At 48.6% G+C, this 24,528-nt stretch carries 21 protein-coding genes and 2 riboswitches; of the genes, 14 read left to right on the forward strand and 7 right to left on the reverse strand.

The genetic code is table 11. From position 1 onward, the window contains the following. Positions 1 to 200: 200 nt before the first annotated feature. Positions 201 to 1,277: an ABC transporter permease subunit gene (locus RQP52_RS26145; RefSeq protein WP_315954564.1), complete on the forward strand. Its 1,077-nt coding sequence runs from the start codon at positions 201 to 203 to the stop codon at positions 1,275 to 1,277. Further along, entirely contained in the window at positions 1,274 to 2,230 is a 957-nt protein-coding gene (locus RQP52_RS26150; protein WP_315954565.1) for a hypothetical protein, read from the forward strand. Before RQP52_RS26145 ends, RQP52_RS26150 begins: the two co-directional genes overlap by 4 nt. Before the next feature lie 56 nt (positions 2,231 to 2,286). On the opposite strand, the gene RQP52_RS26155 is transcribed toward RQP52_RS26150, so the two are convergent. After that, positions 2,287 to 2,883: a hypothetical protein gene (locus RQP52_RS26155; RefSeq protein WP_315954566.1), complete on the reverse strand. Its 597-nt coding sequence runs from the start codon at positions 2,881 to 2,883 to the stop codon at positions 2,287 to 2,289. Positions 2,884 to 3,061: 178 nt separating this feature from the next. Here RQP52_RS26155 and RQP52_RS26160 point away from each other — a divergent pair, with 178 nt between their 5' ends. Further along, entirely contained in the window at positions 3,062 to 3,955 is an 894-nt protein-coding gene (locus RQP52_RS26160; protein ID WP_315954567.1) for a methyltransferase domain-containing protein, read from the forward strand. A gap of 36 nt (positions 3,956 to 3,991) precedes the next feature. Here the strand turns inward: RQP52_RS26160 and sugE are convergent, their stop codons facing one another. The 4 genes from sugE to RQP52_RS26180 all read right to left on the reverse strand — a co-directional run bounded on the left by sugE (position 3,992) and on the right by RQP52_RS26180 (position 8,251). Then, positions 3,992 to 4,312 (reverse strand): quaternary ammonium compound efflux SMR transporter SugE, encoded by a 321-nt coding sequence (gene sugE, locus RQP52_RS26165; RefSeq protein ID WP_127457638.1) that lies wholly within the window; start codon positions 4,310 to 4,312, stop codon positions 3,992 to 3,994. Between the two features lie 91 nt (positions 4,313 to 4,403). Next, a riboswitch (guanidine-I (ykkC/yxkD leader) is annotated at positions 4,404 to 4,506 on the reverse strand. Positions 4,507 to 4,635: 129 nt separating this feature from the next. Beyond that, complete coding sequence (locus tag RQP52_RS26170) at positions 4,636 to 5,109, reverse strand: C40 family peptidase (protein WP_145664846.1); 474 nt, start codon at positions 5,107 to 5,109, stop codon at positions 4,636 to 4,638. Positions 5,110 to 5,112: 3 nt separating this feature from the next. Next, positions 5,113 to 5,251: riboswitch (cyclic di-AMP (ydaO/yuaA leader) on the reverse strand. Positions 5,252 to 5,419: 168 nt separating this feature from the next. Then, positions 5,420 to 6,238, reverse strand: coding sequence for a hypothetical protein (locus RQP52_RS26175; RefSeq protein ID WP_315954568.1), 819 nt, complete (start codon positions 6,236 to 6,238; stop codon positions 5,420 to 5,422). Positions 6,239 to 6,295: 57 nt separating this feature from the next. Beyond that, entirely contained in the window at positions 6,296 to 8,251 is a 1,956-nt protein-coding gene (locus RQP52_RS26180) for a M1 family metallopeptidase (RefSeq protein ID WP_315954589.1), read from the reverse strand. Between the two features lie 250 nt (positions 8,252 to 8,501). Between RQP52_RS26180 and RQP52_RS26185 the strand changes: the two genes are divergently transcribed. Next, positions 8,502 to 8,993, forward strand: coding sequence for a YwhD family protein (locus RQP52_RS26185; RefSeq protein ID WP_315954569.1), 492 nt, complete (start codon positions 8,502 to 8,504; stop codon positions 8,991 to 8,993). Between the two features lie 182 nt (positions 8,994 to 9,175). On the opposite strand, the gene RQP52_RS26190 is transcribed toward RQP52_RS26185, so the two are convergent. Further along, positions 9,176 to 11,278, reverse strand: coding sequence for a transglycosylase domain-containing protein (locus tag RQP52_RS26190; protein ID WP_315954570.1), 2,103 nt, complete (start codon positions 11,276 to 11,278; stop codon positions 9,176 to 9,178). 284 nt (positions 11,279 to 11,562) lie between these two features. Between RQP52_RS26190 and speE the strand changes: the two genes are divergently transcribed. The 4 genes from speE to argS all read left to right on the forward strand — a co-directional run bounded on the left by speE (position 11,563) and on the right by argS (position 15,927). After that, positions 11,563 to 12,390, forward strand: coding sequence for a polyamine aminopropyltransferase (gene speE, locus RQP52_RS26195; protein ID WP_315954590.1), 828 nt, complete (start codon positions 11,563 to 11,565; stop codon positions 12,388 to 12,390). Positions 12,391 to 13,116: 726 nt separating this feature from the next. After that, positions 13,117 to 13,620, forward strand: coding sequence for a DinB family protein (locus tag RQP52_RS26200; RefSeq protein WP_315954571.1), 504 nt, complete (start codon positions 13,117 to 13,119; stop codon positions 13,618 to 13,620). Positions 13,621 to 13,837: 217 nt separating this feature from the next. Then, the gene (locus RQP52_RS26205) at positions 13,838 to 14,248 is read left to right on the forward strand and encodes a DUF1934 domain-containing protein (protein WP_127457631.1); all 411 of its coding nucleotides are present in this window, start codon (positions 13,838 to 13,840) and stop codon (positions 14,246 to 14,248) included. A 5-nt stretch (positions 14,249 to 14,253) separates the two neighbouring features. Then, entirely contained in the window at positions 14,254 to 15,927 is a 1,674-nt protein-coding gene (gene argS, locus RQP52_RS26210; RefSeq protein WP_315954572.1) for an arginine--tRNA ligase, read from the forward strand. A gap of 56 nt (positions 15,928 to 15,983) precedes the next feature. Here argS and RQP52_RS26215 read toward each other — a convergent pair whose 3' ends face one another. Further along, entirely contained in the window at positions 15,984 to 17,162 is a 1,179-nt protein-coding gene (locus RQP52_RS26215) for a S8 family peptidase (protein WP_315954573.1), read from the reverse strand. Between the two features lie 389 nt (positions 17,163 to 17,551). Between RQP52_RS26215 and rpoE the strand changes: the two genes are divergently transcribed. From rpoE to rho, 6 genes are all read left to right on the forward strand, one after another. Further along, entirely contained in the window at positions 17,552 to 18,133 is a 582-nt protein-coding gene (gene rpoE, locus RQP52_RS26220; RefSeq protein ID WP_315954574.1) for a DNA-directed RNA polymerase subunit delta, read from the forward strand. Between the two features lie 326 nt (positions 18,134 to 18,459). After that, positions 18,460 to 20,064, forward strand: coding sequence for a CTP synthase (locus tag RQP52_RS26225; protein WP_181646500.1), 1,605 nt, complete (start codon positions 18,460 to 18,462; stop codon positions 20,062 to 20,064). Positions 20,065 to 20,220: 156 nt separating this feature from the next. Next, positions 20,221 to 20,613 (forward strand): response regulator, encoded by a 393-nt coding sequence (locus RQP52_RS26230; RefSeq protein ID WP_079418635.1) that lies wholly within the window; start codon positions 20,221 to 20,223, stop codon positions 20,611 to 20,613. Between the two features lie 132 nt (positions 20,614 to 20,745). Then, the gene (fba, locus tag RQP52_RS26235) at positions 20,746 to 21,600 is read left to right on the forward strand and encodes a class II fructose-1,6-bisphosphate aldolase (protein ID WP_127457626.1); all 855 of its coding nucleotides are present in this window, start codon (positions 20,746 to 20,748) and stop codon (positions 21,598 to 21,600) included. A 273-nt stretch (positions 21,601 to 21,873) separates the two neighbouring features. Beyond that, entirely contained in the window at positions 21,874 to 23,133 is a 1,260-nt protein-coding gene (locus tag RQP52_RS26240; protein ID WP_127457668.1) for a UDP-N-acetylglucosamine 1-carboxyvinyltransferase, read from the forward strand. Between the two features lie 69 nt (positions 23,134 to 23,202). Next, positions 23,203 to 24,501 carry a transcription termination factor Rho gene (rho, locus tag RQP52_RS26245; protein ID WP_315954575.1) on the forward strand — a complete coding sequence of 433 codons (1,299 nt, stop codon included), beginning with the start codon at positions 23,203 to 23,205 and terminating at the stop codon, positions 24,499 to 24,501. The last annotated feature ends 27 nt before the right edge of the window (positions 24,502 to 24,528 follow it).

Consider the following 24,528-nt stretch of genomic DNA (forward strand, 5'->3'; position numbering starts at 1 on the left):
AGATATCAGCCAAAATGTTGGCTTTTTCGAGGGAATAGGGCCCTGTAGTTCCCATTTGCAGCTGAATGGAGCGGATTTAGCACGAATAAGGCCCTGTGGCTCCCTTATGCCAGATAAATGGATAGTACTCCCAAGTGAATCATGGTAAACTATAAAATAGTTATCTACCAACGGTGAATAATAGAATGAGGTGACCGGTTTTGAAGTCAACGATTCGGTGGCTGTTGCTCGGGGTGTTTACACTTGTGTGCATCTTTTTTCTAAGCAACATCCGAAATGCCTTCCTATCTACCCAGCCAGATCAAATTCGGGTCACGCTTGGACCGGATACAAGCATTCAGAAAATAAGCGATCAACTGCCGGGGAGTCGCGTCCTCAATAACAAAACGGGCTTGCTGTCCGTTCCCTATGGCGAGTCATGGGATTACGTCAGCAAAGCGTTGACGATCAAAGGCATTTACCGCGTGTCAACGGTTCCATTGGAGCGTCCTATCATCTCATGGCGGTATTACGGATATTCCGTGAAAGATCAAATTCAGGGCTTCTTCCATGGCGATTTCGGTAAATTCCGCAGTCCGTACAACCGCAATGAAATCTCTGTCATCGGAGAGCTTCCTCGCATGCTGCTTCGCACTTGTACGTATTTCATCCCAGGCTTGCTGCTGGCAATTGTGCTTAGCGTGCTCATGGCGATGTCAGCGTCATTGTGGCGGCGATTAGGTCTTGTACTTGATGGCGCACAGGCTTTGCTTGTGGGCTTACCCGATTTCTTTTTAATTGTTCTTATTCAATTAGGCGCAATCTATGCGACGAAGTTTCTAGGTCATTACGTGCTGCTGATTGTACAAGTCGGTGATAAAACGCCGTTCCTCATCCCATTTCTCACCATCGCGCTAATCCCGTCAGTTACGATTTACGGTACAATGCGGGTCGCGATTGCGAGGGAGCTGGGGCAGGATTATGTCGTTACCGCACAAGCCAAAGGATTGACCCGCGGTGAGGTGTTGATCTCTCACGTACTGCGCAACGTAATGCTCGATTTGCTCTCGATTCTGCCGAAGGCGACAACGCTGGCACTGGCGAGTATGGCTGTTGCGGAAGCGATCTGCGGTATATTCGGCCTGGGCGGCTTCATTACTTCACCGGCCATGCAAAGCGTCACATCGATGTCAGTCATTTGCATGTCGCTCGTGCTGCTCGCAATGGCATTTCATGTGCTGTATGCCTTATTGCGTAAAAGGTTTGTCGTTCGCACAGGGGAGGTTGTATCACGATGATCAAACGTTCATCTAGTGCATTCTATCTCTCTGTTGCTCTTATCGTGCTTATCCTTCTTGTTGCGATATTTGGTACATGGCTGAAGCCGCACGGCATCGCGCCGGAGGACAAAATCAACATGATTCAGTATCAGCAAGATGGGAAAACCCGCTACAACATTCCGCCGTTTTCACCGAACAGCACGTTCCTGTTGGGGACGGATCACCGGGGCTTTGACATGGTGAGTCTGCTGCTTAACGGTTTGAAGTATACGCTGGGGACGACTTTAGTGCTAACGCTGCTCCGTTTTATTATCGCGCTCCCTTGGGGATTGTGGAGCGGGACCACCGGCAAAGGGTGGGGTGTTCTAAAAGCGATGCAGTGGGTAGTGGCTTCCGTGCCTGCGTTTGTATTTCTATTTCCGCCATTAGCCGGGATGTATTTCGGGCTGAGGCTCGATCAGTGGGTGAAAGCGGACGCGCACTACAAGTTGCTCTTCTCCGCCACCTTTGTCATTCTCGTCACGTTCATCGGCGTATTTCCGCTAGCTCATCAGATTGCCGAACGAACGCGTTATTATAATGATAAATTATTTATTGAAGCATCGCGTTTAATGGGCGGCTCTGTTTTTCACCGTACAGTCCGGCATTTAATCCCCTGCATGAGGAATGAAATGACGTTCATGTTCCTTAGCGAATTCATGCAAGTGCTCTTCCTGCTGGGGCAATTAGCCGTCTTTAACATTGTTCTTGGCGGTACGGAAACGATTGGCGACAGCGACGCCGGCTACTCCATTACCATTACGACATCGGGGGAATGGTTGTCCCTTATCGCCTACGGCTCCAGGTATATTAGGCTGCATCCTTGGATTATTTTGAGTGTAGGGACCAGCTTCGCCTTGTTATTCCTCTCGCTGCAGTTCTTCTTGAGTCAATTGAAGCGCCGCTACGGGAGTGAACGACAGTTCATGTAAAAAAAGGTCGGGTTCCATCTACGGATGGAGACCCGGCCTTTTCATATACAGATCTTTTATTGCAAGTTGCTAAGTCGAAAATCGAGCCTGGCGGCAACGCCGGCAGGATTTTCCTCGGTGCGCGACCCGCCAAGGTTAAAGGCGATGATAACGACGTCATTGCGTCCGCGCCGTACAAATCGGCGAATGTCGAAAGTGCGGCCCGGGTTGTAGAAGGAAGGTGTGTTCTGCGGTCCGTCAAAGAGGAGCGGCACGCCATTGATGATGACAACGGCATAATTGTCGACAGATAGGAAAAGAGAAGCGCCGAGAATGGCTCTACGCTCAGAAAGCGTGAAACGTGTCGAAATGATGGCATTCTCACTGTTCAAATTGCCGGAGTACCAAACATAGTTGGCATTAGCAACTTGCACCCACGCAGGGTTGCGGGGAATGATTTGCGCATTGAACCACGAGTTGTCGGTGCCGATCGAAACCGTGCGCTGACTTAGAAAGCGACCCGAACCGGGCTTATGGTATTTTCTAAGCTGCGTACGGTACATCAGCATGGCTTTGCTTCTGGGCAGGCCTGCGCTCTTGGGGAGCCGAACAATTTTGCTCGGTTTTCCAGCCATTCGTTGTTTGGGAATCATTTCTCCATCTCCTATCAACATATGAATATACTTTCTTTGTATTCTATGTTTACTAGAGCGATTTGCGAGGGTGAGTGGCCGGTGTCGCCTTCTTCATGCAGCCTAAATTCTCTACTCACATAAAAAAAGTACAATTAATATGTTTTAATGACATATAATATATGTTAATATAATAAAAACGCAAAGGAGGAATCTCCCAATGGACGATAAGAATGATAAGACCAAAAGACTTTCCGTCTACTTGCCTGAAAAGGTGAAGACCGATCTGGAGCGCATGGCTGAGGAAACGGGCTTGTCGATGACACAGCTTATTGTGATGGCGACGCACGGTCTACTTGCGAATTATGCTTCGCAGGGCGGAGCTATTTTTGCCGACTTATTGGCAGCTAAACAACGGATCGTTCACGAAGTGAAGGATAGGCAGCGGCTTTTGAATGAAGAGAAAGAAGGCATGCAGGATTACTACGGCGCGCGAGCAGCCGAATATGAACGGATTTATGCTCGCGAGGATGCGGACTATCAGCAAGAACTTGCGATGCTGGCGGATATCGTGAAGAGGCAGGTTACGGGGAGCCGTGTCTTGGAGGTGGCCTGCGGTACCGGATATTGGACGCAGTTCATGGCGGAAACAGCCAAGCACATCGTTGGGGTGGACGTTCGACCGGAGGTGCTGCAAATTGCTGCAGCCAAATCTTGGCCGCTGCATAATACCTCTTTCGTCGAAGGGGATGCTTACCGGCTTTCGGAAGTACAAGGGGATTTTGACTACGGAATCGCCAACTTCTGGTTTTCGCATATCCCGAAAAATCGTCTGGATTCGTTTCTGCAAGGATTTCATGAGCGGCTTGGACGGGGAGCCCGCGTTTTTATGGCGGATAATGTGTACGTCCCGGGAAGAGGCGGCGAGCTGATTACGAGTGAACATAGCGAAGATACGTACAAAAGAAGGGAGCTGGCCGATGGCTCCAAGCATGAAATTATTAAAAACTACTATTCGTACGAAGAGTTGAATGAAATCTTTAAGCCGCTGTCGGAGCATCTGCGCATATTTGTCGGCAGCTCCTTCTGGTATGTTAGCTACATCGTGGCTTAAGAATCATCGGCCCAAGGAAAGAAGGAAACTCCTGGCTTAATGTCCGGATGTGAATTTAAGGCCGAGAACGCCGACCAGAATGAGGATCATGAATAGGATACGCAGTAAACTAACAGGCTCGTTCAGAAATAGGGTGCCGATAATAATCGCGCCTACAGCGCCAATTCCCGTCCAAGCCGCGTAGGCGGTGCCGATAGGTAGAGTTTTCGTAGCCACCGCCAGAAAATAAAAGCTGATGATCATGCCGACAATGGTGATGCTGGACGGAACCAGCCGTGTAAAACCGTTGGAGAACTTTAGTGAGATCGCCCAAACTACTTCAAAAACACCTGCAATGACCAAGTAAAGCCATGCCATCTGTGAATCACTCCTTAAGAAAGTATGCGAAGATGCCCATCTGACCGCGGCAAAAAGAAAAAGCCTGGAAGCAATATCGCGAATGCGATAAGACTCCCGGGCTTTTTCCCCTCCGTGATCACAGCGTATTCGCTGTGTGTTTTCTCTCGGACCAGACTGGCGCTGCAGCGCCACGGAACCCTAGAAACATGATGCCGTAATTATAGGACGGCTTACACGCTATGTCAAGTTACAACAGCCACAAGAAATGAATAAAAGCCCTGAGAAGCAGCTCATTCGAGCTAACGCTTGTCTGGGCTTTTTATTCATGATGAACAAGAAAATTACTTGGATTCAGCAGTTAGTTGATTGTAGATATCATCCCACAGAACACGTCTAGCGGATACATACCTTTTCGCATAATAGGATTCGCTCAGCTTGTTTTTCACGATGCCTTCATTGGATGCGGAATGAATAAATTCACCGTTACCCAAGTAGATGCCTACGTGAGAAATGCCTTTGCCTCCTGTGTCGAAGAACACAAGATCACCTTTACGAAGATCACTTTTGTCGATCCAGTAGCCCTCTTTATTTTGAGCTGCTGAACTATGAGGAAGGTCAATGCCGAATTTGTTGAACACGTACGCGGTGAAACCAGAGCAATCAAAGCCTCTTGTTGTCGTTCCCGCATCGCGGTACGGTACTCCAATCAATTCGTCAACCGTTGAGTCCAATGTGGATTCTGACGCAGACACACTCCCTAAAGCTACACTCAAAAACAAAACAAGACTAAAAAGAAGAGCAACAACCTTTTTCAACTGCTTGTCTCCTTCCGGTGCCTACGAGGTTAGCTGGAGGGTTCGGTTGAAGGTTCCCTATGATCCCTGTCTTGCAAGATCAATTCACCCGGTATGGTTCCCCCGTTTCCCCAAGAAATGAGGAATTCGGCATGAAATATTTGGTTTTTTAATGCTAGTCCCTTAAATTCGTCATAAACATCGAAATTCCTCCTTTTTCGTGCAATTGGGTCTGAAAAAATGTGTAAAGGTTCGCTTTACAGACAAAAAAACCCCCTTTTGCAAGGGGGTTGAACAAATCTAAACCATTTATGGTTTTATTTATTGCTTTTTAACGACTTAATTTGGCGGAAAGAAGCTGGAATTGCGACGTAATGGACCACATCTGCATGAAAATATGGAAAAGCGGGAAAAGTTGATAAATGATTAGCGCTACCAGACCTGCCCAGATATAGGTCGTTGTGACCGTGATCCCTGCCAAAAGTCCTGAGCTCAGTAAAAGTATCAGAGAAAGGCCGATAATCGGAAGCGAGTACCGCATGAACGTTAGGACTGTGGATATAATGCCGAGACGTGCGGCAATGGCGAACTGCACATACATGAAGAGCAGATGCAGCAGAAAACCGTACACCAGCATGCCCAGCAGCCAAGGCAGTAAATCGAGGGAAGCCTGTTCATAAGATGTGCTGTGAGCGAACACCTTCTGCACTTTGGGCAGCACCCAGATGAGCGGCAGCAGAGATAAGGCGATTCGAATCAAATACACGGCAAAGAAGGGGAGCGTGAGTTCCTTGATGCCGCGGACGAAGCGGTAGCCGGCATTTTGATCGGAATGGGTGAGCGAATAATAGACACCGCCGTTCAGCATCGGGCTAAGGAACATGCGCGCCAGGAGCAGGCCGGCCAGCCACCACAAGTAAGAGTGGCTAAGATCCGTTTTGAATAACTGAAACTGACTTTCGGCCAGAAAAAGCTGGAGCGCTTGCTTCGGCTGATCGCCGCCGGGAAACCGGTGCATGAGGGGAACTAACACCCCTTGTACAAGCTTATATAGGAGCATCCCCCAGCACATTTGGTAGATGAACAAGACAATCGTAGCGAAGGGTTGCCGTAGAGCCGCCCTGAAGCCGGATTTGAGATAGGTTGTCACCGGTGTCCCTCCTAAGCGTTGTTTTCTGAAGGCAAACTTGCCTTGTAGAGTGGGCGCCTACCAGGCTACCCACCCGAAAATAGCTTGCAGGAATTGGATAATGCCGAGATTCAGGCGGAGTTTCCACTTGGTGTCCACTTCTGCTTGCATAAAGTTATTAATATGCTTGTTCTCAAGAATGAGCGAGTAGTTCGGGTCGATACGAACCCAGTCAATAGGCGTCGTGTGGGTTAGTTTGTACTCAATGCTGCTCTCTTTGCCGTCCCACGTTTTGTCGAGCATCGTACCGTCGGCGAAATGGAACTGAATCGGCACTTCGGGCGAATTGCCTCCACGCTTGGAGATGAGGACCGTGCTCTCGTAAGGGCCGGCTCCTTTGCTGCCAGTGGCTTTCACATGGATGCTTTCAACCGTATAATCAACCATCATTGAGCCGTAGACATATTCATTGAAGAAGTCGTCCCACTTCGTTTTCGTTACATCCTCGACCACATTTTGAAAGTCTTTGGTAGAAGGATGCTTGAATTGCCATTTTTGAAAATAAGTCCGCATGATACGATCCATGGTCTTGGTGCCGACCTGTTTCTCGATGGCTTTCAGCACGAGTTTGCCTCTGGTATACACATTTTCTGCGTATTGATCATGTCCGGTATAGGCCCATGCGTTTTGCCGCAGGGCATTCGGAGAAGTAATGTAGCTGGACTCGACAGGCAAATTAGGGGTTGCCCCGAAGTCGGCCTCCATCACTTTATCCTCGGCGTAGGAGGTAAAGCCCTCATCCAGCCAAGCTTCTTCAAACTCATTGCTCGCCACAAGGCCATAGAAATATTGGTGACCGATCTCGTGCACAACGACGCGTTCCAATTCCTGATCCGGCGTTTTGTCGTCCGCGCCCCAAGCGGTTATGAGCGTAGGATACTCCATCCCGCCTGCGCCGCTGCCTCCGGGAGGAGGTACAACGATAGACAAGGTCGAGTAAGGATACGATCCGTACCACTGGCTATAGCGGGAGAGCGCTTTTTTGGCAGCGTACATATAGCGGTCTTTCAAATCCTGATGGTTGGGATCAAGATAAAGCTTGATCTTCACACCGGGTATTTGCGGCGTAGAGAAGGGTTCCTCCACATACACGAAGTGAGGTGAAGCCGACCATGCGAAATCATGCACATCATCGGCATAAAATTGGTACGTCTTCGTCCCGTTCTCCGTCACCGCCGGTTTCACAGGGAAACCTGTCGCGGCAACCGTGTAGTTCGCCGGCACTTGAATTTTCACATCATACAAGCCGAAGTCCGCATAAAACTCCGAATTCCCATGGTATTGATGGAGATTCCAGCCTGGCTCGGTGCGTCCCCTTGTGCCGGCCCGTTCATAAGCGGCGACCTTAGGGAACCATTGTCCAGCCATCACGAAGTCGTTCACATAGCCCATTCTGGCGAAGGCTTCGGGCAGTTTGACGAGAAATTCCGTTTTGAGTGTGACTCGCTCGCCGGCTCCAACCGGCTTTGACAACGGTATTTTGATCAGCGTGTGGTCGTCTTTATTGCCGTCATCAGGTTGTACAAACGCCATGCGTGGCGTAAGGTCCTCGCCATCTTCCGTTTTTACGGAAAGCAAGTCCATCCAACCGGTGCTATCCGCCGTAGCTTCATCTTGCCTTAGCTTGCCGCCGGACTCCCGCATAAACGTGGTTTTCTTAGATGCGAATGCATTCGGATATAAATGCAGATAAATCTCTTGCACAGGAACCGTTCCCGGATTTTCCCACGATAACGCTTGCTGCCCCTTGAGCTGCCTTGTTTCGGGTGTGTAGGCAACATTCATGTGATACTCCGCAATGCGGTAGCTCAGCGGTTCCTGCGTTTGTTTGTCCGAAGATTTGCCGCGATCTGCAGGCTGCATGTCCGGCGCCGGAGCTGACGGTTCCTCCTTAGAGACGACGGGCACCGTCAGTTTACTTGCAGATGGGAGCAAAGTTTCAGACAGCAAGACAGTGCCTGCTGCAAGGAGCATGACAACGAACCATTGTAGCTTTCGGTTTTTGAATAAAACACTCAATAGATTCACCCCGCCTAACAAGCATCTACAGCATGTATATGTAGACAACCTAGGGAATATTTCTGTGAGTGGAAAAGATTTGTTAACACGGCTGAAATAGGCTCTGGCCAAGCTCCGGTTCTCTGCTCTTGTTCTCATGGAGTACTTTAGCTACAATAAAAGCAAAGGTATCATTTTAACATTACGATGAGTGGAAGGTGCAACGATGGAAGCGGATAAAAAGAAGCTGGCCTTGAATATAGTAAGCTCCAAAGTCAATCACAAAGGATTCGGTGCTGGGGCAATCGATCTTAGCAATGTATCAGGGGTAATTATTGATGGAGATGAAGCTTATCTCGATGAGGGCACACTGCATGCCAAGAGTAAAATCGAGAAAGGCATTAAATTTTCGACGAACAAAGAGGATGTGCCGAATGGACGCAAGGCGTGGATCGTATGGGTTGCCGTCGACCGCACCGAAGAAGGAGCGTATTATGCCGGCATGTCTGCTTGCGAGATGCTGATCGATACAGAGGCACGCCGGGGATGGAAAATTCTGGCCGATCATGTGAACAAGATGGATGGCGCCATGAAGCGTAAATTTATCCTGGAAGGCTTGTCCGACAACGAGCGTGCAGCCTTGAAAAAACAGCTGATCAGCCATAACGAAGAATGGTGGAACCGCTCGGACCAAGTGCTGAAAGATGCCCTTTCGTAATTGTAGCAAGGCATAATTGGAAGTTATGAACATTATGTGTCATCCATTGTTACGTTCATGTGAACCGAGTATACTAGACCCTAGTGTATGTTACCTCATATACTAGGACAGCAAAAAGGCAGACTAAGACGCGCTTAGTTCTGCCTTTTTGTGTTCTCCGAAAGCCGCGTGGAGGCTGGAAATCAGTCGTTCCACCAGCGTTTGAGGTCGTTCCACCAAGAGCCGTTTTGGCCTTTTGGCGCGTCCTTTTTATCATCACCCGAAGCGGGTTTGGCGGGTTTGCCCGTACAGTAAGTCGTTGGCTCCGTGCCGGCGAGAAATGCCTCAAGATGAGCGTTCGGGCAATCCTCGTTGGACAGCTTTCCGCTCACAGGATCAATATAGACATTGGCTACGCCTTCTGGAATTTGGAACAGCTTAGGCGGAATGGCCTCCAGCGTTTGTTCCGTGAATTCTGCGAAAATCGGCGATGCCAGATGAGACTCGACGGTAGAGATGTCCCGGTCCTTATCATAGCCGACCCATACCGCAGTAGCGAGCTCCGGTGTGAAGCCGACCAGCCAAGCATCCGTATCGGTCGTTCCGGTTTTACCGGCAATCGGCCGTTTGATCGTGCTGGCAACACGGTTACCCGTACCGCCCTCCTCGAACACGCTCTCCATGAGATTGGTCATCACATAAGCAACCGCAGGGTTAATCACCTGTTCCTCTTTCGGAGCTGCTTGATATAAAATCTGACCATTCGCATCCTCAATTCGCACAATCGCTGTCGCTTCCTTATGCAGACCCTGATTCGCAATTGTTCCGAAAGCGGACGCCATTTCCAGCGGGCTAACAGGGAAGGAACCGAGCGCCAGTGAAGGCAGAGGCTTCATCGGTGAATTAATGCCCAGCTTGCGAGCCAGATCAATCACCTTCGCAGGACCAACGTCCAGAATCGTATGAACCGCATAGATGTTATCGGATTTGGAAATCGCCTGCCGCATATCGATATTCGCGTTTACATATTGATCGTTGAAGTTTCTAGGCGTGTAACGTTGCCGCCCTTCATCGTACGTGAACACCGTCGGTTCACTTTTCACCTGCGTGACGGGGGTATACCCATTTTGCAGAGCTACCATATACATAATAGGTTTAAAAGAGGACCCCGGCTGCCTTGTATTCGACAAAGCTCGATTGAACTGATTTTCTGTATAGTCGCGTCCGCCGACCATGGCTTTAATTTCACCGGTACGCGGATCAATGGCGACGAGAGCGGCCTGCAGCTCTGGTTTGCCAGTTAACTGTTGGTTCACGACATTTTCGGCAATTTCCTGCGCTTTCTTGTCGAGCGTCGTGTAAATGCGAATGCCGCCCTCGTCGAATTGCTCCTCAGGGATACCGAGCTTTTCCGTGGCCAGTGTCCGTACATAATCTCTAAAATATGGGGCGGCTGCTGGCTTTTTCTTCGTGAGCGGTTGGATGGTTAGCTTCTCTTTGCCGGCAGCGTCTGCGGCAGCCTGCGTGATGAACCCGCTGCGGACCATCGTTTGGAGCACGATTTTTTGCCGGTCCAGCGCATTTTTCATATCATAATAAGGGGAGTAGTAACGTGGCCCCTTCGGGACACCGGCAATCAAGGCGCTCTCGGCTAACGTCAATTCACTGGCGTGTTTACCGAAGAATAACTCCGAAGCCGTTTCTATGCCATAGGTCGAATGACCATAGTAAATTTGATTTAAATAATCCGCAAGAATTTCATCCTTGCTCAGCTGCATCTCCAATTGAACGGCATACATCGTTTCTTTGATTTTACGCGCCCAGGTACGGTCATGCGTCAAATACAAATTTCGCGCCAACTGCTGTGTGATGGTGCCTGCGCCCTGCACTTTCGCCATCGCTTTCACATTGACAATCGCTGCACGGGCAACAGCTTTCACATCGACACCGAAATGATCGTAGAAATGTTGATCCTCCACGGCAAGCGTAGCTTTGATAAGGTATGGTGAGATTTCATTTAATGGAACGACCTGCCGATTTTGCCCCGAATAGAATGTGTCGATGAGTTCGCCGTGTGTATCAAACATTTGAGAAGTTTGCAGCATCTTCGTTACAGGCAGCGTCTGCGAACGCAAATATACGAAAAAGATGGCAGCAGCAATGAGCATAAAAACACAGGTAGTGAAGAAGAAGGAAAACATTTTTTTAATACGGCGCATCCATCGCATGGACGCAGGCACCTCTTGCTCCCTTTGTTTTTGCGGAGTGCCTGAAGAGGGTTGACGATTGTTTTCATTATCGGACATCGATTCCTACCTCCTTTCTTGCTTCGCCCTAAGGACGTATTAACCAGTATGGAAAAGCATGGGTTTCCGTATTCAATAAATTGTAAATATTTTTTGTGAATTGGGGAAAAGACCTAGGAAATTATTGCAATTTGGGGGTAATGAACTATAATACAATTTGTGCGTGTGAAGGGACGGGAAATTTTAGCCGACCTTGCATGACATTTTGGGCCGGTGGAACACTGTTAGAGATAACGAATGTCAGTAATTATTCATCCAATATAGAAGCGAAAGAAGGTATGAACATGGATTTGTGGTACACAGAGAAACAGACGGACAGCTTCGGCATTACAGCGAAAGTAAAAGAGACTTACGTAAGAGAGCAAACAGATTTCCAAGATCTGTCGATGATCGAAACCGAAGAGTGGGGAACGATGCTTACCCTGGACGGCATGGTCATGACAACTGTAAGAGACGAGTTCGTATACCATGAAATGGTTGCTCATCCTGCACTTGTGACTCACCCGAACCCTGAGAACGTCCTTGTTGTGGGCGGCGGCGACGGTGGCGTAATCCGTGAGATCATGAAGCACCCGAAAGTGAAAAAAGCCGTTCTGGTCGACATCGACGGTAAAGTAATCGAGTACTCCAAAAAGTACCTGCCGACCATTGCCGGCGAATTGGACAACCCGCGCGTTGAAGTGATCGTAAACGATGGCTACATGCACATTCATGATCACAAAAATACATACGACGTTATCATGGTCGATTCCACAGAGCCGGTTGGCCCAGCGGTTGAACTGTTCACCAAAGGTTTCTACCAAGGCATTTATGATGCGTTAAAAGAAGACGGAATCTTCGTTGCACAAACGGACAACCCTTGGTTCAAAGCAGATCTGATCCAAACCGTTAACCGTGACGTTAAAGAAATCTTCCCGATCGTACGCGTATACAGCGCGAATATCCCTACGTACCCAAGCGGTCTCTGGACCTTCACAATGGGCAGCAAAAAGCATGACCCTCTTCAAGTCGAGGAAGCTTCCATTCCGGAATTCCCGACGAAGTACTATACAGCACGCCTACACAAAGCAGCATTCGTGTTGCCTAAATTTGTTGAAGATTTGATTAAATAAATGAAAAGGCCGTCAGCCCTTGTGAGAGGGAGGCGGCTTTTTTGTTTGTGGTGTCGCTCGGCTGGGCTCGACCTCGGTCGCGAGTGCATGTACAAGTGCAAGTACAAGTACAAGTGCAAGTGCAACCCCAACAGGAAGTGCTCGCAGGTCGAAACTGGCGATCGAAGTCACAAAAATCCACCAAAAGAGCAAGCTAGTTAAGTACCATGGAACCCACCAGTAGAAGCCAGCTAATTAAGTGCCACGAGACCCACCAGTAGAAGCCAGCTAGTTAAGTGCCACGAGACCCACCAGTAGAAGCCAACTAGTCAAAGTAGCATGAGACCCACCAATAGCAGCTCACCCGTCAGCCCTCCCAAGTAGCCACAGTTCTGTAACGGACTCAGGAGCCGTTATTCTGCGGAATTCAGTGGATTTGAGGTGCTATCGGACTGAGGAGCCGTTATTTAGTGGTTTTGTCGCTGTTCTAGGCAATATCATTGCCAATAGCGGCACGTGAGTCCGTTAAATGCTAAATTTGTCCCAAAAGCAGCGAATAGAGTCCCCTCAGTCCGTTAGCCGGCAGGTAGTGCTCGCAGGAGCCGACTAAGCACCGTGGTCGACTCCCCAACGAACCTCCTAAAATAATTCTTCCAGCTCCACAACACTGCCATACTGTTGTCAGTCACACTCCACTATACTGATTACATGAAGTATTAAATCACACAAACCATGGAGGTAATTCCTATGTTCACTACCGTAGATAGCTTTATTAACGAATACCAACGCGAATCCGCTACAACGCAGCAACTGCTCGACGCCTTAACCGACGCCTCCCTGCAACAGCCGCAAGCTGAAGGCTATAGGCCGCTAGGTTTCATCGCATGGCACTTGGTGCACAATGACCGCGGTATGCTGCTCGCAGCCGGGCTCAAATTCGATGCGCCTTCTGCCGCCAGCGCCCCGCCATCAGAGGCTGCAACCGTAGCGGATGCTTACCGCTCAACAAAAGCCGGGATCCTGGAAGCCGCACGCACACAGTTAACAGACGCAAAAATGCAGGACGTCGTGAACATGTTCGGCCAGCAGTGGACCATTGGCGAAACGCTGTTCGCATTTCTTAAGCATGAAATCCACCATCGTGGACAGCTCACGATTTTGATGCGCCAAGCAGGCGTACCTGTCATCGGAGCCTATGGTCCTGCTAAAGAGCAGTGGGAAAGCATCGGTAGGCCGATCCCAGCCATTTAACAACTACAAAGCACGCCAAGGAAAGCCTCAGATTTCACGCATTCGTGAGATTTGAGGCTTTTTGGCATGAGGAAAGAGCTGGCTTCGACATCATTCCTGAACGCTGATCGCAGTGATACATTGAATTCGTCGAACCTTTCATATAAACTAATACCTAACTTGCCTTATCTTGACATAAGGTGCAAAGAGGACCTGCAGAATAGGAGAATGACGAATCATGACGGATAAAGCGCGTGTGCGCATTCGCATTGAGAGCCGGAGCGGGAGCGAGACAACTGTGCAGAAGGCGCGGGGAGACCTGTACCGCAAAGGCAATCACACCTACATCCGCTATGAAGAAGAACGCAGCGAACTTGGACGAACGGTGACGCTTATTAAGCTGGAAGAGAATCAGATCCGCATCGTCCGCCAAGGTGATGTGCAAGCGGAGCAAACGTTTGTGCCTGGCGAGAAACGACTCGGATTTTATCATACGCCGCAAGGTCGCCTGGAACTCGAAATCGAGACGCACGAGCTGACAAGCGAAGCGGAACAGGGCATCGGAATCACGCGATGGAAATACGATTTATATGCATCCGGCACGCATGCGGGTACATACAGGATTAAGTTGTTAATTCAGGAGGAGTAAGAAGAATGGACGTATTAAACGAAGTCAAAGTCATCGTGAAACAAGCTATAGCAGATGCCGTTGCCGCTGCTGGCATTGTGGATGCCGCGCAGCTGCCGGAAATCATTCTGGAAGTTCCGAAGGAGAAAACACACGGGGATTTCGCAACGAACATTGCGATGCAGTTGACCCGTATTGCCAAGCAAAATCCAAGACAAATCGCCGAGCAGATCATTGCGAATCTGCAGAAAGATAAAGCGAATATCGCGGAAGCAGAGATTGCCGGACCGGGCTTTATTAATTTTAAAATGAACAAAGTTTACCTTTATCCGGTTATCGCCGACGTACTCGCTCAGGGTGAGCGTTACGGGGCAAGAAACGTGGGCCAAGGGCTGAAAGTACAAGTGGAGTTTGTCAGCGCCAATCCGACAGGTTCTTTGCATCTCGGACATGCCCGCGGCGCAGCTGTAGGGGATGTGCTGTGTAACGTGCTGGATCTTGCGGGGTATGACGTATCCCGGGAGTACTACATTAACGATGCGGGGAACCAAGTCGTAAATCTGGCCAAATCCATCGAAGCCCGCTATTTGCAAGCGCTTGGACAAGATGCCGAAATGCCGGAGGACGGCTACTTCGGGGAAGATATCAAAGGCTTTGCGGCAGATCTTGCCGCAGAAGAAGGAGATCGCCTGCTGAGCTTGCCGGATGATGAGCGCCGTGCTTTTTTCCGTACGTATGGCTTGAAAAAAGAACTCGACAAAATCAAACGCGACTTAGGCCGTTTTGGTGTACGTTTCGACAACTGGTTCTCCGAGACGTCGATTTATGAAGATAACCTGATTCCACCCGTTCTACAAGAACTGCGTGACAATGGACATATCTATGAAGAAGAAGGCGCTACTTGGTTGAATACGACACCGCTGGGTGACGACAAGAACCGCGTTTTGATCAAAAATGACGGCTCCTTCACGTACCTGACGCCGGACATCGCCTACCACCGCAATAAGTTCGGGCGCGGCTTTGAGCGCTTGATTAACATTTGGGGCGCCGACCACCACGGCTACATCCCGCGGATGAAAGCGGCCATGACGGCGCTGGGCTTCGAGGCGGATCGACTTATTGTGCTGATCGCGCAAATGGTGAGCCTTTTCCAAAACGGGGAAAAGGTCAAGATGTCCAAACGTACCGGCAAAGCGGTCACGATGGAGGATCTCATGGACGAGGTCGGCGTCGACCCGATCCGTTATTTCTTCGCAATGCGCAGCATGGACTCGCATCTGGACTTTGACATGGACTTAGCGGTATCTCAGTCCAATGAGAACCCGGTTTACTATGTGCAGTACGCACATGCACGGATTTGCTCCATCTTCCGCCAGGCGGAGGAGCAAGGCATCGCGGTGCTCCCGCTGGAGCAAGTTGACCTTGCTCAGCTTTCCTCGGAAGCGGAGTTCGACTTGCTGCGCAAGATCGGCGAGCTTCCGGAAGAGATCGCGATCGCGGCGGAGCAGTACGCGCCGCATCGGATGATTCGCTATGTTTACGAACTGGCAAGCCAGTTCCATAGCTATTACAGAGGCCACTACGTCATCACGGAAGACGTGGCCTTGACGCAAGCGCGCCTTGCCTTGCTAGGCGCACTGCGCACGACCCTCGCCAACACGCTTCGCGTAGTCGGCGTGTCCGCACCGGAGCGGATGTAAGTCGCCGCTCCCACCAAAAAGGAGTTAAGCAGCCATGGGCCGCTTAACTCCTTTTTTCATTGCGAGTCTTTGATCTGCCTCGCAGCACGCAAAGCCCGCCTGGCATTCAGGTGCCCTGGCTGCCAGCGTGTGCTTTCGCGCTTGTTAATGCCGAGCGCGCAGCGGCGCAGCGCGGTTTTGATCTGCTGCGGGGACAAGGGCTTGATGGCCAGCATTAACGCGATAACGCCGCTGACGTGAGCGGTGGCCATGGATGTGCCGCTAAGCTCATTGTATTTGCCGTGCAGCCAGGACGAGTAAACTCGTTCACCTGGTGCATAGATGTCAATTTGTTTGCCGCGATTGCTGAAGGGAGCTATGCGGCCTAGCCGAGTTGTGGCTCCAACGGAAACGACCTGGGAGAAGCGAGCGGGATAATCAATCGTTTTCCTTTTGCCATCATTACCGGACGAAGCGACAATGACTTTACCTCTGTAATACGCGTTCAAAACAGCCTGCTCCAGCGCACGGTTGTACGACTTCATGCCGAAGCTCATGTTGATAATATCGAGATCATTGTTTACGCACCAGTCGATTCCGGCAATAATGTCTGAGACATAAGCGCTTCCACTGTGGTCAAATGCCTTAACAGGATGAATAATCGATCTGGGCGCGACGCCAATGATTCCCGAATTGCGGCCAGTCGCCGCAATGGTGCCTGCAATGTGCGTGCCATGGCCATTATCATCATAGGGGAGCATGCTGCGATTTAATAAATTGATTCCCCGTGAGATTGAATTTCGTAAGTCCGGGTGATTGTAGTCGATGCCTGTGTCGATGACGCCTACATGGATGTTTTGGCCTAGCGACTTGCTCCAAACTTCAGGTGCGCCAATTTGATCAACGCCCCAGGGGATGGTGTGGGAGCCGAAGCCAGATAGCGTGGTTGCACGTTTGATGAGGGTTCTGCTTCCAACTGATTGGTGAACGGTAATTTTGGTATCTTCTTCAATGACCGGATTGCCTGTCAACTGCTTGAGTTTCGAGTCGGAACGGAGCGTGCAGGAGAAGGCATGGATGATGTCGAGCGTGCGAACCTTGGACAGGTTGGCCAGACGGGATCTCATTCGCTTCAGCTCGGATTTGCATGCGTAGTAGTCCTTGGCTGATGAGAAACGGATCAAATGCTTCTTTCCGGATTGCTTGGTGAGTCCGATTTCCTCATGAAGCGAATGAAGAAAGGTGGCTATATCCATACGTGCCATCCCCCCATGACAGCTTATAATCGAGTCTCCCCTATCCTATGTACAGGTCACCCCTTCTGACCGTGTGATAGCCTTTATAGAAATAAATGGGTGCGAAGCCGTGTCAGATGTGCTGGTTTTACATAGGATAAATAGAGAGGCGCGAGCAGGAGTGTCTCTTCCTCAGGTACTGGAAACGGCTGTGACTCGCTCATACCGCTTCCTTAGGATACAGTCGCAAGCGGAGGGGGACCTTCGCTTGTATTCATTTTCGGGGGGCTTGTCCGAAAGGTTTTTTGCGGGTAGTTGCAATTTTAGAAAAAATAGGTTTTACTTAATGAAGATATTGGATAAGGTAGATAGAAGAAGTGAAGAAGACGGTCGAAAGGGATGTGCCTTAGATGAGTAGCGAATACACACTCAAAATCACCACAGAACAAGCACGCGAAATGCCGATGGTGGATTTGGCGTTTGAATTATTGAAATCGGCGAATACGCCGTTTTATTACCGTGACTTGATGGCAGAAATTGCAAAAATTAAAGGGTTATCCGAGCAGCACGTTATGCAAGTGATTGCCCAACTATATACGGAAATCAACATCGATGGACGTTTTGCTTGCGTAGGTACGAATCTATGGGGCTTGAAGCGTTGGTACCCTGTCGAGAAATCAGATGATGCGGTTGGTAACGCGAAGCGTCCAAGAATCATCAATGATGAAGACGACGATCTGGATGAAGACATCTACGCTGAGGAAGAAGATACATACGCAGAGGAAGACGAGTACGATGCGTTTGGTACGGAATCCGAAGAGGAAGAAGCGGAAGAAGATACGGAATTCTTTGAGGATGAAGAGATCGAAGAGGATCTTGGCGAAGAAGGTATCGAGGAGTCCGACGACGAGGATGAAGACGATCTGGACGAAGATTCCGATTTGGAAGAGGACGATTCCGATCTGGATGAAGAGGATGACGACGACAAATAACTTGTCTTGACAGCCGCCGCCCGTTCAGAGTAAACTATTGCATGGGCTTTAAAAGAATCTTAACAAATCGCGCAAGCGTTCAAAAAGTGCCCCGTCTACTCACGGGTGTCACTTTTTTTTGTTTTCAGGCTGTTTTTTTCACCAGATTTTCATGAAAACCCTCATTTAGTAGACACTAAATCTGAGGCAGTGGCACCACGACAACGATAGCGAATGCTTACGGTGTAAGCTTTTTGCATAGAAAGACACAGGCCGGTGATCTGGCACTACTAAACGTATGCGTACGTTGCAATTTTCAACTAAAAAACTATTAGGAGGCGTACATAGTGACAAAATACATTTTCGTTACGGGGGGCGTAGTTTCATCCCTTGGCAAAGGAATTACTGCAGCTTCCTTAGGAAGATTGCTGAAGAACAGAGGTCTGAAAGTTACGATTCAAAAGTTTGATCCGTATATTAACGTGGATCCAGGGACAATGAGTCCTTACCAGCACGGTGAAGTTTTCGTAACGGATGACGGGGCTGAAACGGATTTGGACTTAGGCCATTATGAACGTTTCATTGATATCAATCTGTCCAAAAGCTCGAACGTGACTTCAGGCAAGGTGTACTCCTCCGTTATTACCAAAGAGCGTAGAGGGGAATATCTCGGAGGTACAGTACAGGTTATTCCTCACATTACGAATGAAATTAAAGATCGCGTATTGCGAGCGGGCCGTGAGGCTCAATCCGACGTTGTCATTACCGAAATCGGCGGAACCGTTGGCGATATCGAGAGCCTTCCTTTCTTAGAAGCAATCCGTCAAATGAAAAATGATATCGGCCGCGAGAATGTGATGTATATTCACGTTACGCTGATTCCTTATATTAAAGCTGCAGGTGAAGTAAAAACAAAACCGACACAGCACAGTGTGAAAGAACTGCGCGGCTTAGGCATTCAGCCTCACGTTATTGTTTGCCGTACCGAACATTCTTTGACAGAAGATATGAAGCGTAAGCTTGCCCTATTCTGTGACATTGATCCAGCGGCTGTAATCGAGTGTAAAGATGCAGAAACACTTTACGAAGTGCCAATGATGCTTCGCGAACAAGGACTTGACGATTATGTCGTTAATCACTTGAAGCTCAAAACGAATGAACCGGACATGACCGAGTGGGAAAGTCTCGTTCGTAAAGTTAAATCCTTGACGAAAAAGACAGAGATCGCCATTGTCGGAAAATATGTTGCTCTGCATGATGCTTATTTGAGCATTGTTGAAGCGCTTGGACATGCCGGCATTGATAACGACTCCGAGATCAACATTCGTTGGGTAAATGCAGAAGAAATTTATGACCACAACGTGGATGATCTGCTTTCCGGCGTGCAGGGTATCTTGGTGCCAGGCGGTTTCGGCGATCGTGGTATTGAAGGCAAAGTATCTGCTATTCGTTATGCCCGCGAGAAGAAAATACCTTTCTTCGGCATTTGCTTGGGTATGCAGGTTGCTGTTATTGAGTATGCGCGTTCTGTTTCAGGCTTGGATGGAGCGAACTCCTCCGAGATTAATCCGACTACGGCTTATCCGGTTATCGATCTTCTGCCAGAACAGAAGGATATTGAGAATTTGGGCGGTACTATGCGTCTTGGTCTCTATCCATGCAAAATTGTTCCAGGTTCATTGGCGGAGAAATGCTACAATGATGAACTTGTTTACGAGAGACACCGTCACCGGTATGAGTTCAACAATGAATACCGCGAGTTGATCGAATCCGCTGGCTTGCGCATTTCCGGTACGTCCCCGGACGGTCGTTTGGTCGAAATGGTAGAGCTTCCAGGTCACCCTTGGTTCTTGGCGGTACAGTTCCATCCGGAGTTCACTTCCCGTCCGAACCGTCCGCAGCCTCTATTCCGTGAATTCGTGAAGGCAGCTCAAGGAATTGCACGTAGCTAACTCGCTATGTGAACTACCTCCTGTAAAACAACTTATTTGTAAAAGTTTTCAATTTGGTTCTCTCTCGTGAAGGAAAACGGAAATGAATAGCGAATACGTTATGTATCTGTGAAGTGCAGGGGATTTGTTATTCGTTTTCGGGAGGGAACTAGGCTGATGAAGAAAAAGGTACTGATTGTCGATGATCAAAATGGAATTCGCGTACTGCTAATGGAGGTTTTCAGCAATGAAGGATACGATACTTATCAAGCCTCTAATGGTAAATTGGCTTTAGAAATCGTCAAAAATTCTTCGCCGGACCTACTATTACTGGACATGAAAATTCCCGGGATGGATGGCCTAGATATTCTCAAGCATGTGAAAGCTATTGATGCCTCGATCAAAGTAATCATGATGACAGCGTATGGTGAGCTGGATATGATTAAAGAAGCGACGGATTTGGGTGCCATCATGCATTTCACGAAGCCGTTTGACATTGATGAGTTGCGTATGGCGGTTAATATGCAGTTAAATAACGAGTCAAGTAGTGGTTTTGCCGTGGGATCCTAGTCATAGGGTCTTTTTTTGTGGCTGAGAAGCGAGGGCTTGGTTATCATTTGAAAGTATATGTGCTATAATAACTCAGGTATGACAAGAGCGGTCTACGCAAAACTACAAAAAGGTTCTAGGAGGAAGAGAAACATGGCATTGGTTTCAATGAATGAGTTTTTACCTAAAGCAAAAGCGAACAAATTCGCGGTGGGTCAATTTAACATGAACAACCTTGAGTTTGCTCAAGCGATTGTGGAAGCTGCAATGGAACTGAAATCCCCTTTCATTTACGGTGTTAGCGAAGGCGCACTGAAATATATGGGTATCGAATTTACAGTAGCAATTGCTGAAGCTGCAGCCAAAAAATCCGGTCTGCCGATCGCTTTGCACTTGGATCACGGCAGTTCCTTTGAAGTAGCAATGAAATGTATCCGCGCAGGATTCAGCTCCGTTATGTTTGACGGATCACACTACTCTTTCGAAGAAAACATCCGTTTGACGAAAGAAGTTGTTAAAGCGGCTCGTGCAATGGGCGTATCCGTTGAAGGTGAGCTTGGAACAATCGGTGGTGTTGAGGATGACATCTCGGTAGACGAAGAGCACGCTAACCTTGCAAAACCTGAAGAAGCTATCCGCTTCTACGAAGAGACTGGCGTTGACTGTTTGGCAATCGCAGTAGGTACAGCACATGGTATGTACGCTGGCGAGCCTAACATCCATTTTGACATTATCGAGCAAGTTTCCAAAGCGATCCCAGTTCCTGTTGTATTACACGGCGGTTCCGGTGTTCCTGACGAAATGATTCGTAAATCGATCGCTGCAGGCGTTGGTAAAATCAATGTTAACACTGAGAACCAAGTAGCATGCACAGATACGATCCGCGCAGTTCTGAACAAGGACGCAAAAATTTATGATCCTCGTAAATATCTAACCCCAGCTCGTAACGCAATGGTCGAAGTTGTAAAATCCAAAATTCAATTGTTCGGAAGCAGTAACCAAGCTTAATTTTAATTGTATAGATGCAGTGGGAAATGCCGCAAGACGCAAACGGAGGATGCGAAATGTCCGCCGTTTGCATGCTTGCGGGCGTTTCCTTCTTCTATTTTTTGTCTTCAGTTGTTACTAGGACTGTAAGCGTTTTTGTTATTGATGTTCTTATTTCCTTTTATTTGTTCATGTTCATTTCAATAGATTGTGATACAATTTTGGTTGCAATTGGCGTTTAGGTTGAGAAGTTTGCGTTACAGGAAGGCACCTGGATTTAGGGGGAGAATCATGTTGGAGAAATTAATGGTGGTCGGGGGACGTCCACTACGAGGGACTGTTCAAATTAGCGGAGCTAAGAATAGTGCGGTTGCACTTATTCCAGCTGCGATTCTTGCTGAAACGCCGGTAACGTTGGATAATCTGCCGCATTTAAGCGATGTGGCTACATATACAGAAATTTTGACGGATTTAGGAGCTACCATCGACTGGAACGAAGATCGGATGACGATCGATCCTAGCAGAATGAAGTCTCTTCCAATGCCTAATGGAAAAGTTAAGAAGTTAAGAGCTTCCTATTATTTGATGGGAGCGCTGCTCGGAAGGTTCGGGGAAGCGAATATCGGTTTGCCGGGCGGATGCAATTTTGAACCACGTCCAATCGATCTGCATATCAAAGGCTTTGAGGCCTTAGGGGCTGAAGTAAGCAATGAGAATGGCGCATTAAGAATTCGGGCCAAAGAGCTGCGTGGAGCTAAGATTTATTTGGATATGGCGAGCGTAGGGGCGACGATCAACATTATGTTGGCGGCTTCACGCGCAAAAGGAAATACAATTATTGAAAATGCGGCGAAAGAGCCTGAAATTATAGATGTAGCTACATTGTTGAACTCGATGGGTGCAAGAATCAAGGGTGCTGGTACCGATACCATTCGGATCGAAGGGGTAACGGAGATGCATGGCTGCCGCCATTCCATCATTCCTGACCGGATTCAAGCGGGAACGTATATGATTGCTGCAGCTGCTACGCGCGGCGATGTTACCGTAGATAACGTCATTCCTAAACATATGGAAGCATTAACAGCGAAACTTCAAGAAATGGGTGTACATATCTACGAGATGGATGAATCCATTCGTGTAGTAGGTCAGCCTGAGTACTCTAGCGTCGATGTAAAAGCATTAATTTACCCAGGGTTTGCCACAGATTTGCAATCTCCAATGGCAAGCCTATTGTGCCAAGCTAGAGGAGTTAGTATACTAACGGATCATGTTTACAGCAATCGGTTCAAGCACATTCCTGAGCTCGTTCGGATGGGAGCTAAGATGAAAGTTGAGGGACGCTCCGCCATTATCGAAGGATCCGAGCTTAGCTCGGCGAAGGTTCGGGCAACGGATTTGCGAGCAGGAGCATCCCTTGTGCTTGCCGGTCTTAGCGTAAGAACAGGCGGTATCACCGAGGTGTCCGGCGTTGAGTTTATTGACCGAGGGTATGAGAACTTAGTCTTCAATTTATCTTCACTAGGTGCCGAGGTTTGGCGCGAGAGCGAAGAGTAAGGAATAAAGTTCCAGACAACAGGCAATGCTAGAATCCAATTGAAAATTTAATAGTTTGGTGGTTGAAACATGAGCATGCAGCTTGCTGAGCTTGAAGTACTCAAGCTTACTGAATTATATAAACTAGCTAAGAAACATCAGATTCCATACTACGGTACGCTGAAGAAAAAAGAACTCATCTTTGCAATTTTACGTGCACAAGCTGCTGAAAGTGGTCTAATGTTTATGCAAGGTGTCCTCGAAATTCTTCAAGAGGGCTTTGGTTTCTTGCGTCCCATTAACTATCTTCCAAGCTCAGAAGATATTTACATTTCTGCGTCCCAGATTCGCAAATTTGATTTGCGCTCCGGGGATATTGTATCAGGCAAATGCCGTCCTCCTAAGGAGAATGAGCGCTATTTCGGGCTTCTTCAGGTTGAAGCAGTTAATGGCGAGAAACCGGAAACGGCTGCCGAGCGGCTTCATTTCCCTGCCTTGACGCCACTTTATCCAGATACGCGTATTACGCTTGAAACAGAGCCTAACAAAGTTTCCATGCGTATCATGGATTTGCTTGCGCCTGTAGGTTTAGGCCAGCGTGGATTGATTGTTGCGCCTCCCAAAGCAGGTAAAACGTTGCTGCTCAAAGAAATAGCTAACAGTATTTCTACGAACTACCCTGACATTGAGCTTTTCGTTCTGCTGATCGATGAGCGTCCGGAGGAAGTTACGGACATGCAGCGCTCTGTGAAAGGAGAAGTTGTTGCTTCTACTTTTGATGAGCTGCCTGAGAATCATATTAAAGTTGCTGAATTAGTCCTGGAACGCGCTATGCGTTTAGTTGAACATAAGAAAGACGTTGTTATTTTGCTGGACAGCATCACTCGTTTGGCTAGGGCTTACAACCTCGTAGTTCCGCCAACAGGCCGGACACTATCCGGTGGTATCGATCCTGGCGCATTTCATCGTCCGAAGCGTTTCTTCGGGGCTGCCCGTAACATCGAAGAAGGCGGCAGCTTGACAATTCTCGCTACAGCACTTGTGGAGACGGGTTCACGTATGGACGACGTCATCTATGAGGAATTTAAAGGGACAGGTAATCTTGAGCTGCATCTGGATCGTAAAATGGCGGAACGCCGTATTTTCCCTGCTATCGACATTCGCAGATCCGGTACGCGCCGCGAAGAGGCGCTGCTGAGCAAAGATGAACTCGAGAAGGTATGGGCGCTGCGCAAAGGCATGAACGACTCGCACGAATATACCGAGTCCTTCATCAAAAAACTTGCCGAAACGAAGACGAATCAAGAGTTCCTGGATTCTTTGGCTTCCCCATCGACAGGCGCTTCAACAGGGGCAAGCAAAGGGAAAGTGAAAAACTCAGCATCTTAAGGATGCGGAAGATGCGTTAACGCATAA

The sequence above is a fragment of the Paenibacillus violae genome (assembly GCF_032461945.1).
Lineage (GTDB): Bacteria > Bacillota > Bacilli > Paenibacillales > NBRC-103111 > Paenibacillus_E > Paenibacillus_E violae.

Excerpts from the sequence above, each read along its gene's own strand:
- rpoE (WP_315954574.1), top strand. The coding sequence starts at position 17,552 with ATGAGTAGCGAATACACACTCAAAATCACCACAGAACAAGCACGCGAA.
- RQP52_RS26185 (WP_315954569.1), top strand. The coding sequence starts at position 8,502 with ATGGAAGCGGATAAAAAGAAGCTGGCCTTGAATATAGTAAGCTCCAAA.
- RQP52_RS26155 (WP_315954566.1), bottom strand. The coding sequence starts at position 2,883 with ATGTTGATAGGAGATGGAGAAATGATTCCCAAACAACGAATGGCTGGA.
- RQP52_RS26215 (WP_315954573.1), bottom strand. The coding sequence starts at position 17,162 with ATGGATATAGCCACCTTTCTTCATTCGCTTCATGAGGAAATCGGACTC.
- RQP52_RS26230 (WP_079418635.1), top strand. The coding sequence starts at position 20,221 with ATGAAGAAAAAGGTACTGATTGTCGATGATCAAAATGGAATTCGCGTA.
- sugE (WP_127457638.1), bottom strand. The coding sequence starts at position 4,312 with ATGGCATGGCTTTACTTGGTCATTGCAGGTGTTTTTGAAGTAGTTTGG.
- RQP52_RS26180 (WP_315954589.1), bottom strand. The coding sequence starts at position 8,251 with ATGCTCCTTGCAGCAGGCACTGTCTTGCTGTCTGAAACTTTGCTCCCA.
- rho (WP_315954575.1), top strand. The coding sequence starts at position 23,203 with ATGAGCATGCAGCTTGCTGAGCTTGAAGTACTCAAGCTTACTGAATTA.
- RQP52_RS26160 (WP_315954567.1), top strand. The coding sequence starts at position 3,062 with ATGGACGATAAGAATGATAAGACCAAAAGACTTTCCGTCTACTTGCCT.
- fba (WP_127457626.1), top strand. The coding sequence starts at position 20,746 with ATGGCATTGGTTTCAATGAATGAGTTTTTACCTAAAGCAAAAGCGAAC.
- RQP52_RS26200 (WP_315954571.1), top strand. The coding sequence starts at position 13,117 with ATGTTCACTACCGTAGATAGCTTTATTAACGAATACCAACGCGAATCC.
- argS (WP_315954572.1), top strand. The coding sequence starts at position 14,254 with ATGGACGTATTAAACGAAGTCAAAGTCATCGTGAAACAAGCTATAGCA.
- RQP52_RS26205 (WP_127457631.1), top strand. The coding sequence starts at position 13,838 with ATGACGGATAAAGCGCGTGTGCGCATTCGCATTGAGAGCCGGAGCGGG.
- RQP52_RS26190 (WP_315954570.1), bottom strand. The coding sequence starts at position 11,278 with ATGTCCGATAATGAAAACAATCGTCAACCCTCTTCAGGCACTCCGCAA.
- RQP52_RS26150 (WP_315954565.1), top strand. The coding sequence starts at position 1,274 with ATGATCAAACGTTCATCTAGTGCATTCTATCTCTCTGTTGCTCTTATC.
- speE (WP_315954590.1), top strand. The coding sequence starts at position 11,563 with ATGGATTTGTGGTACACAGAGAAACAGACGGACAGCTTCGGCATTACA.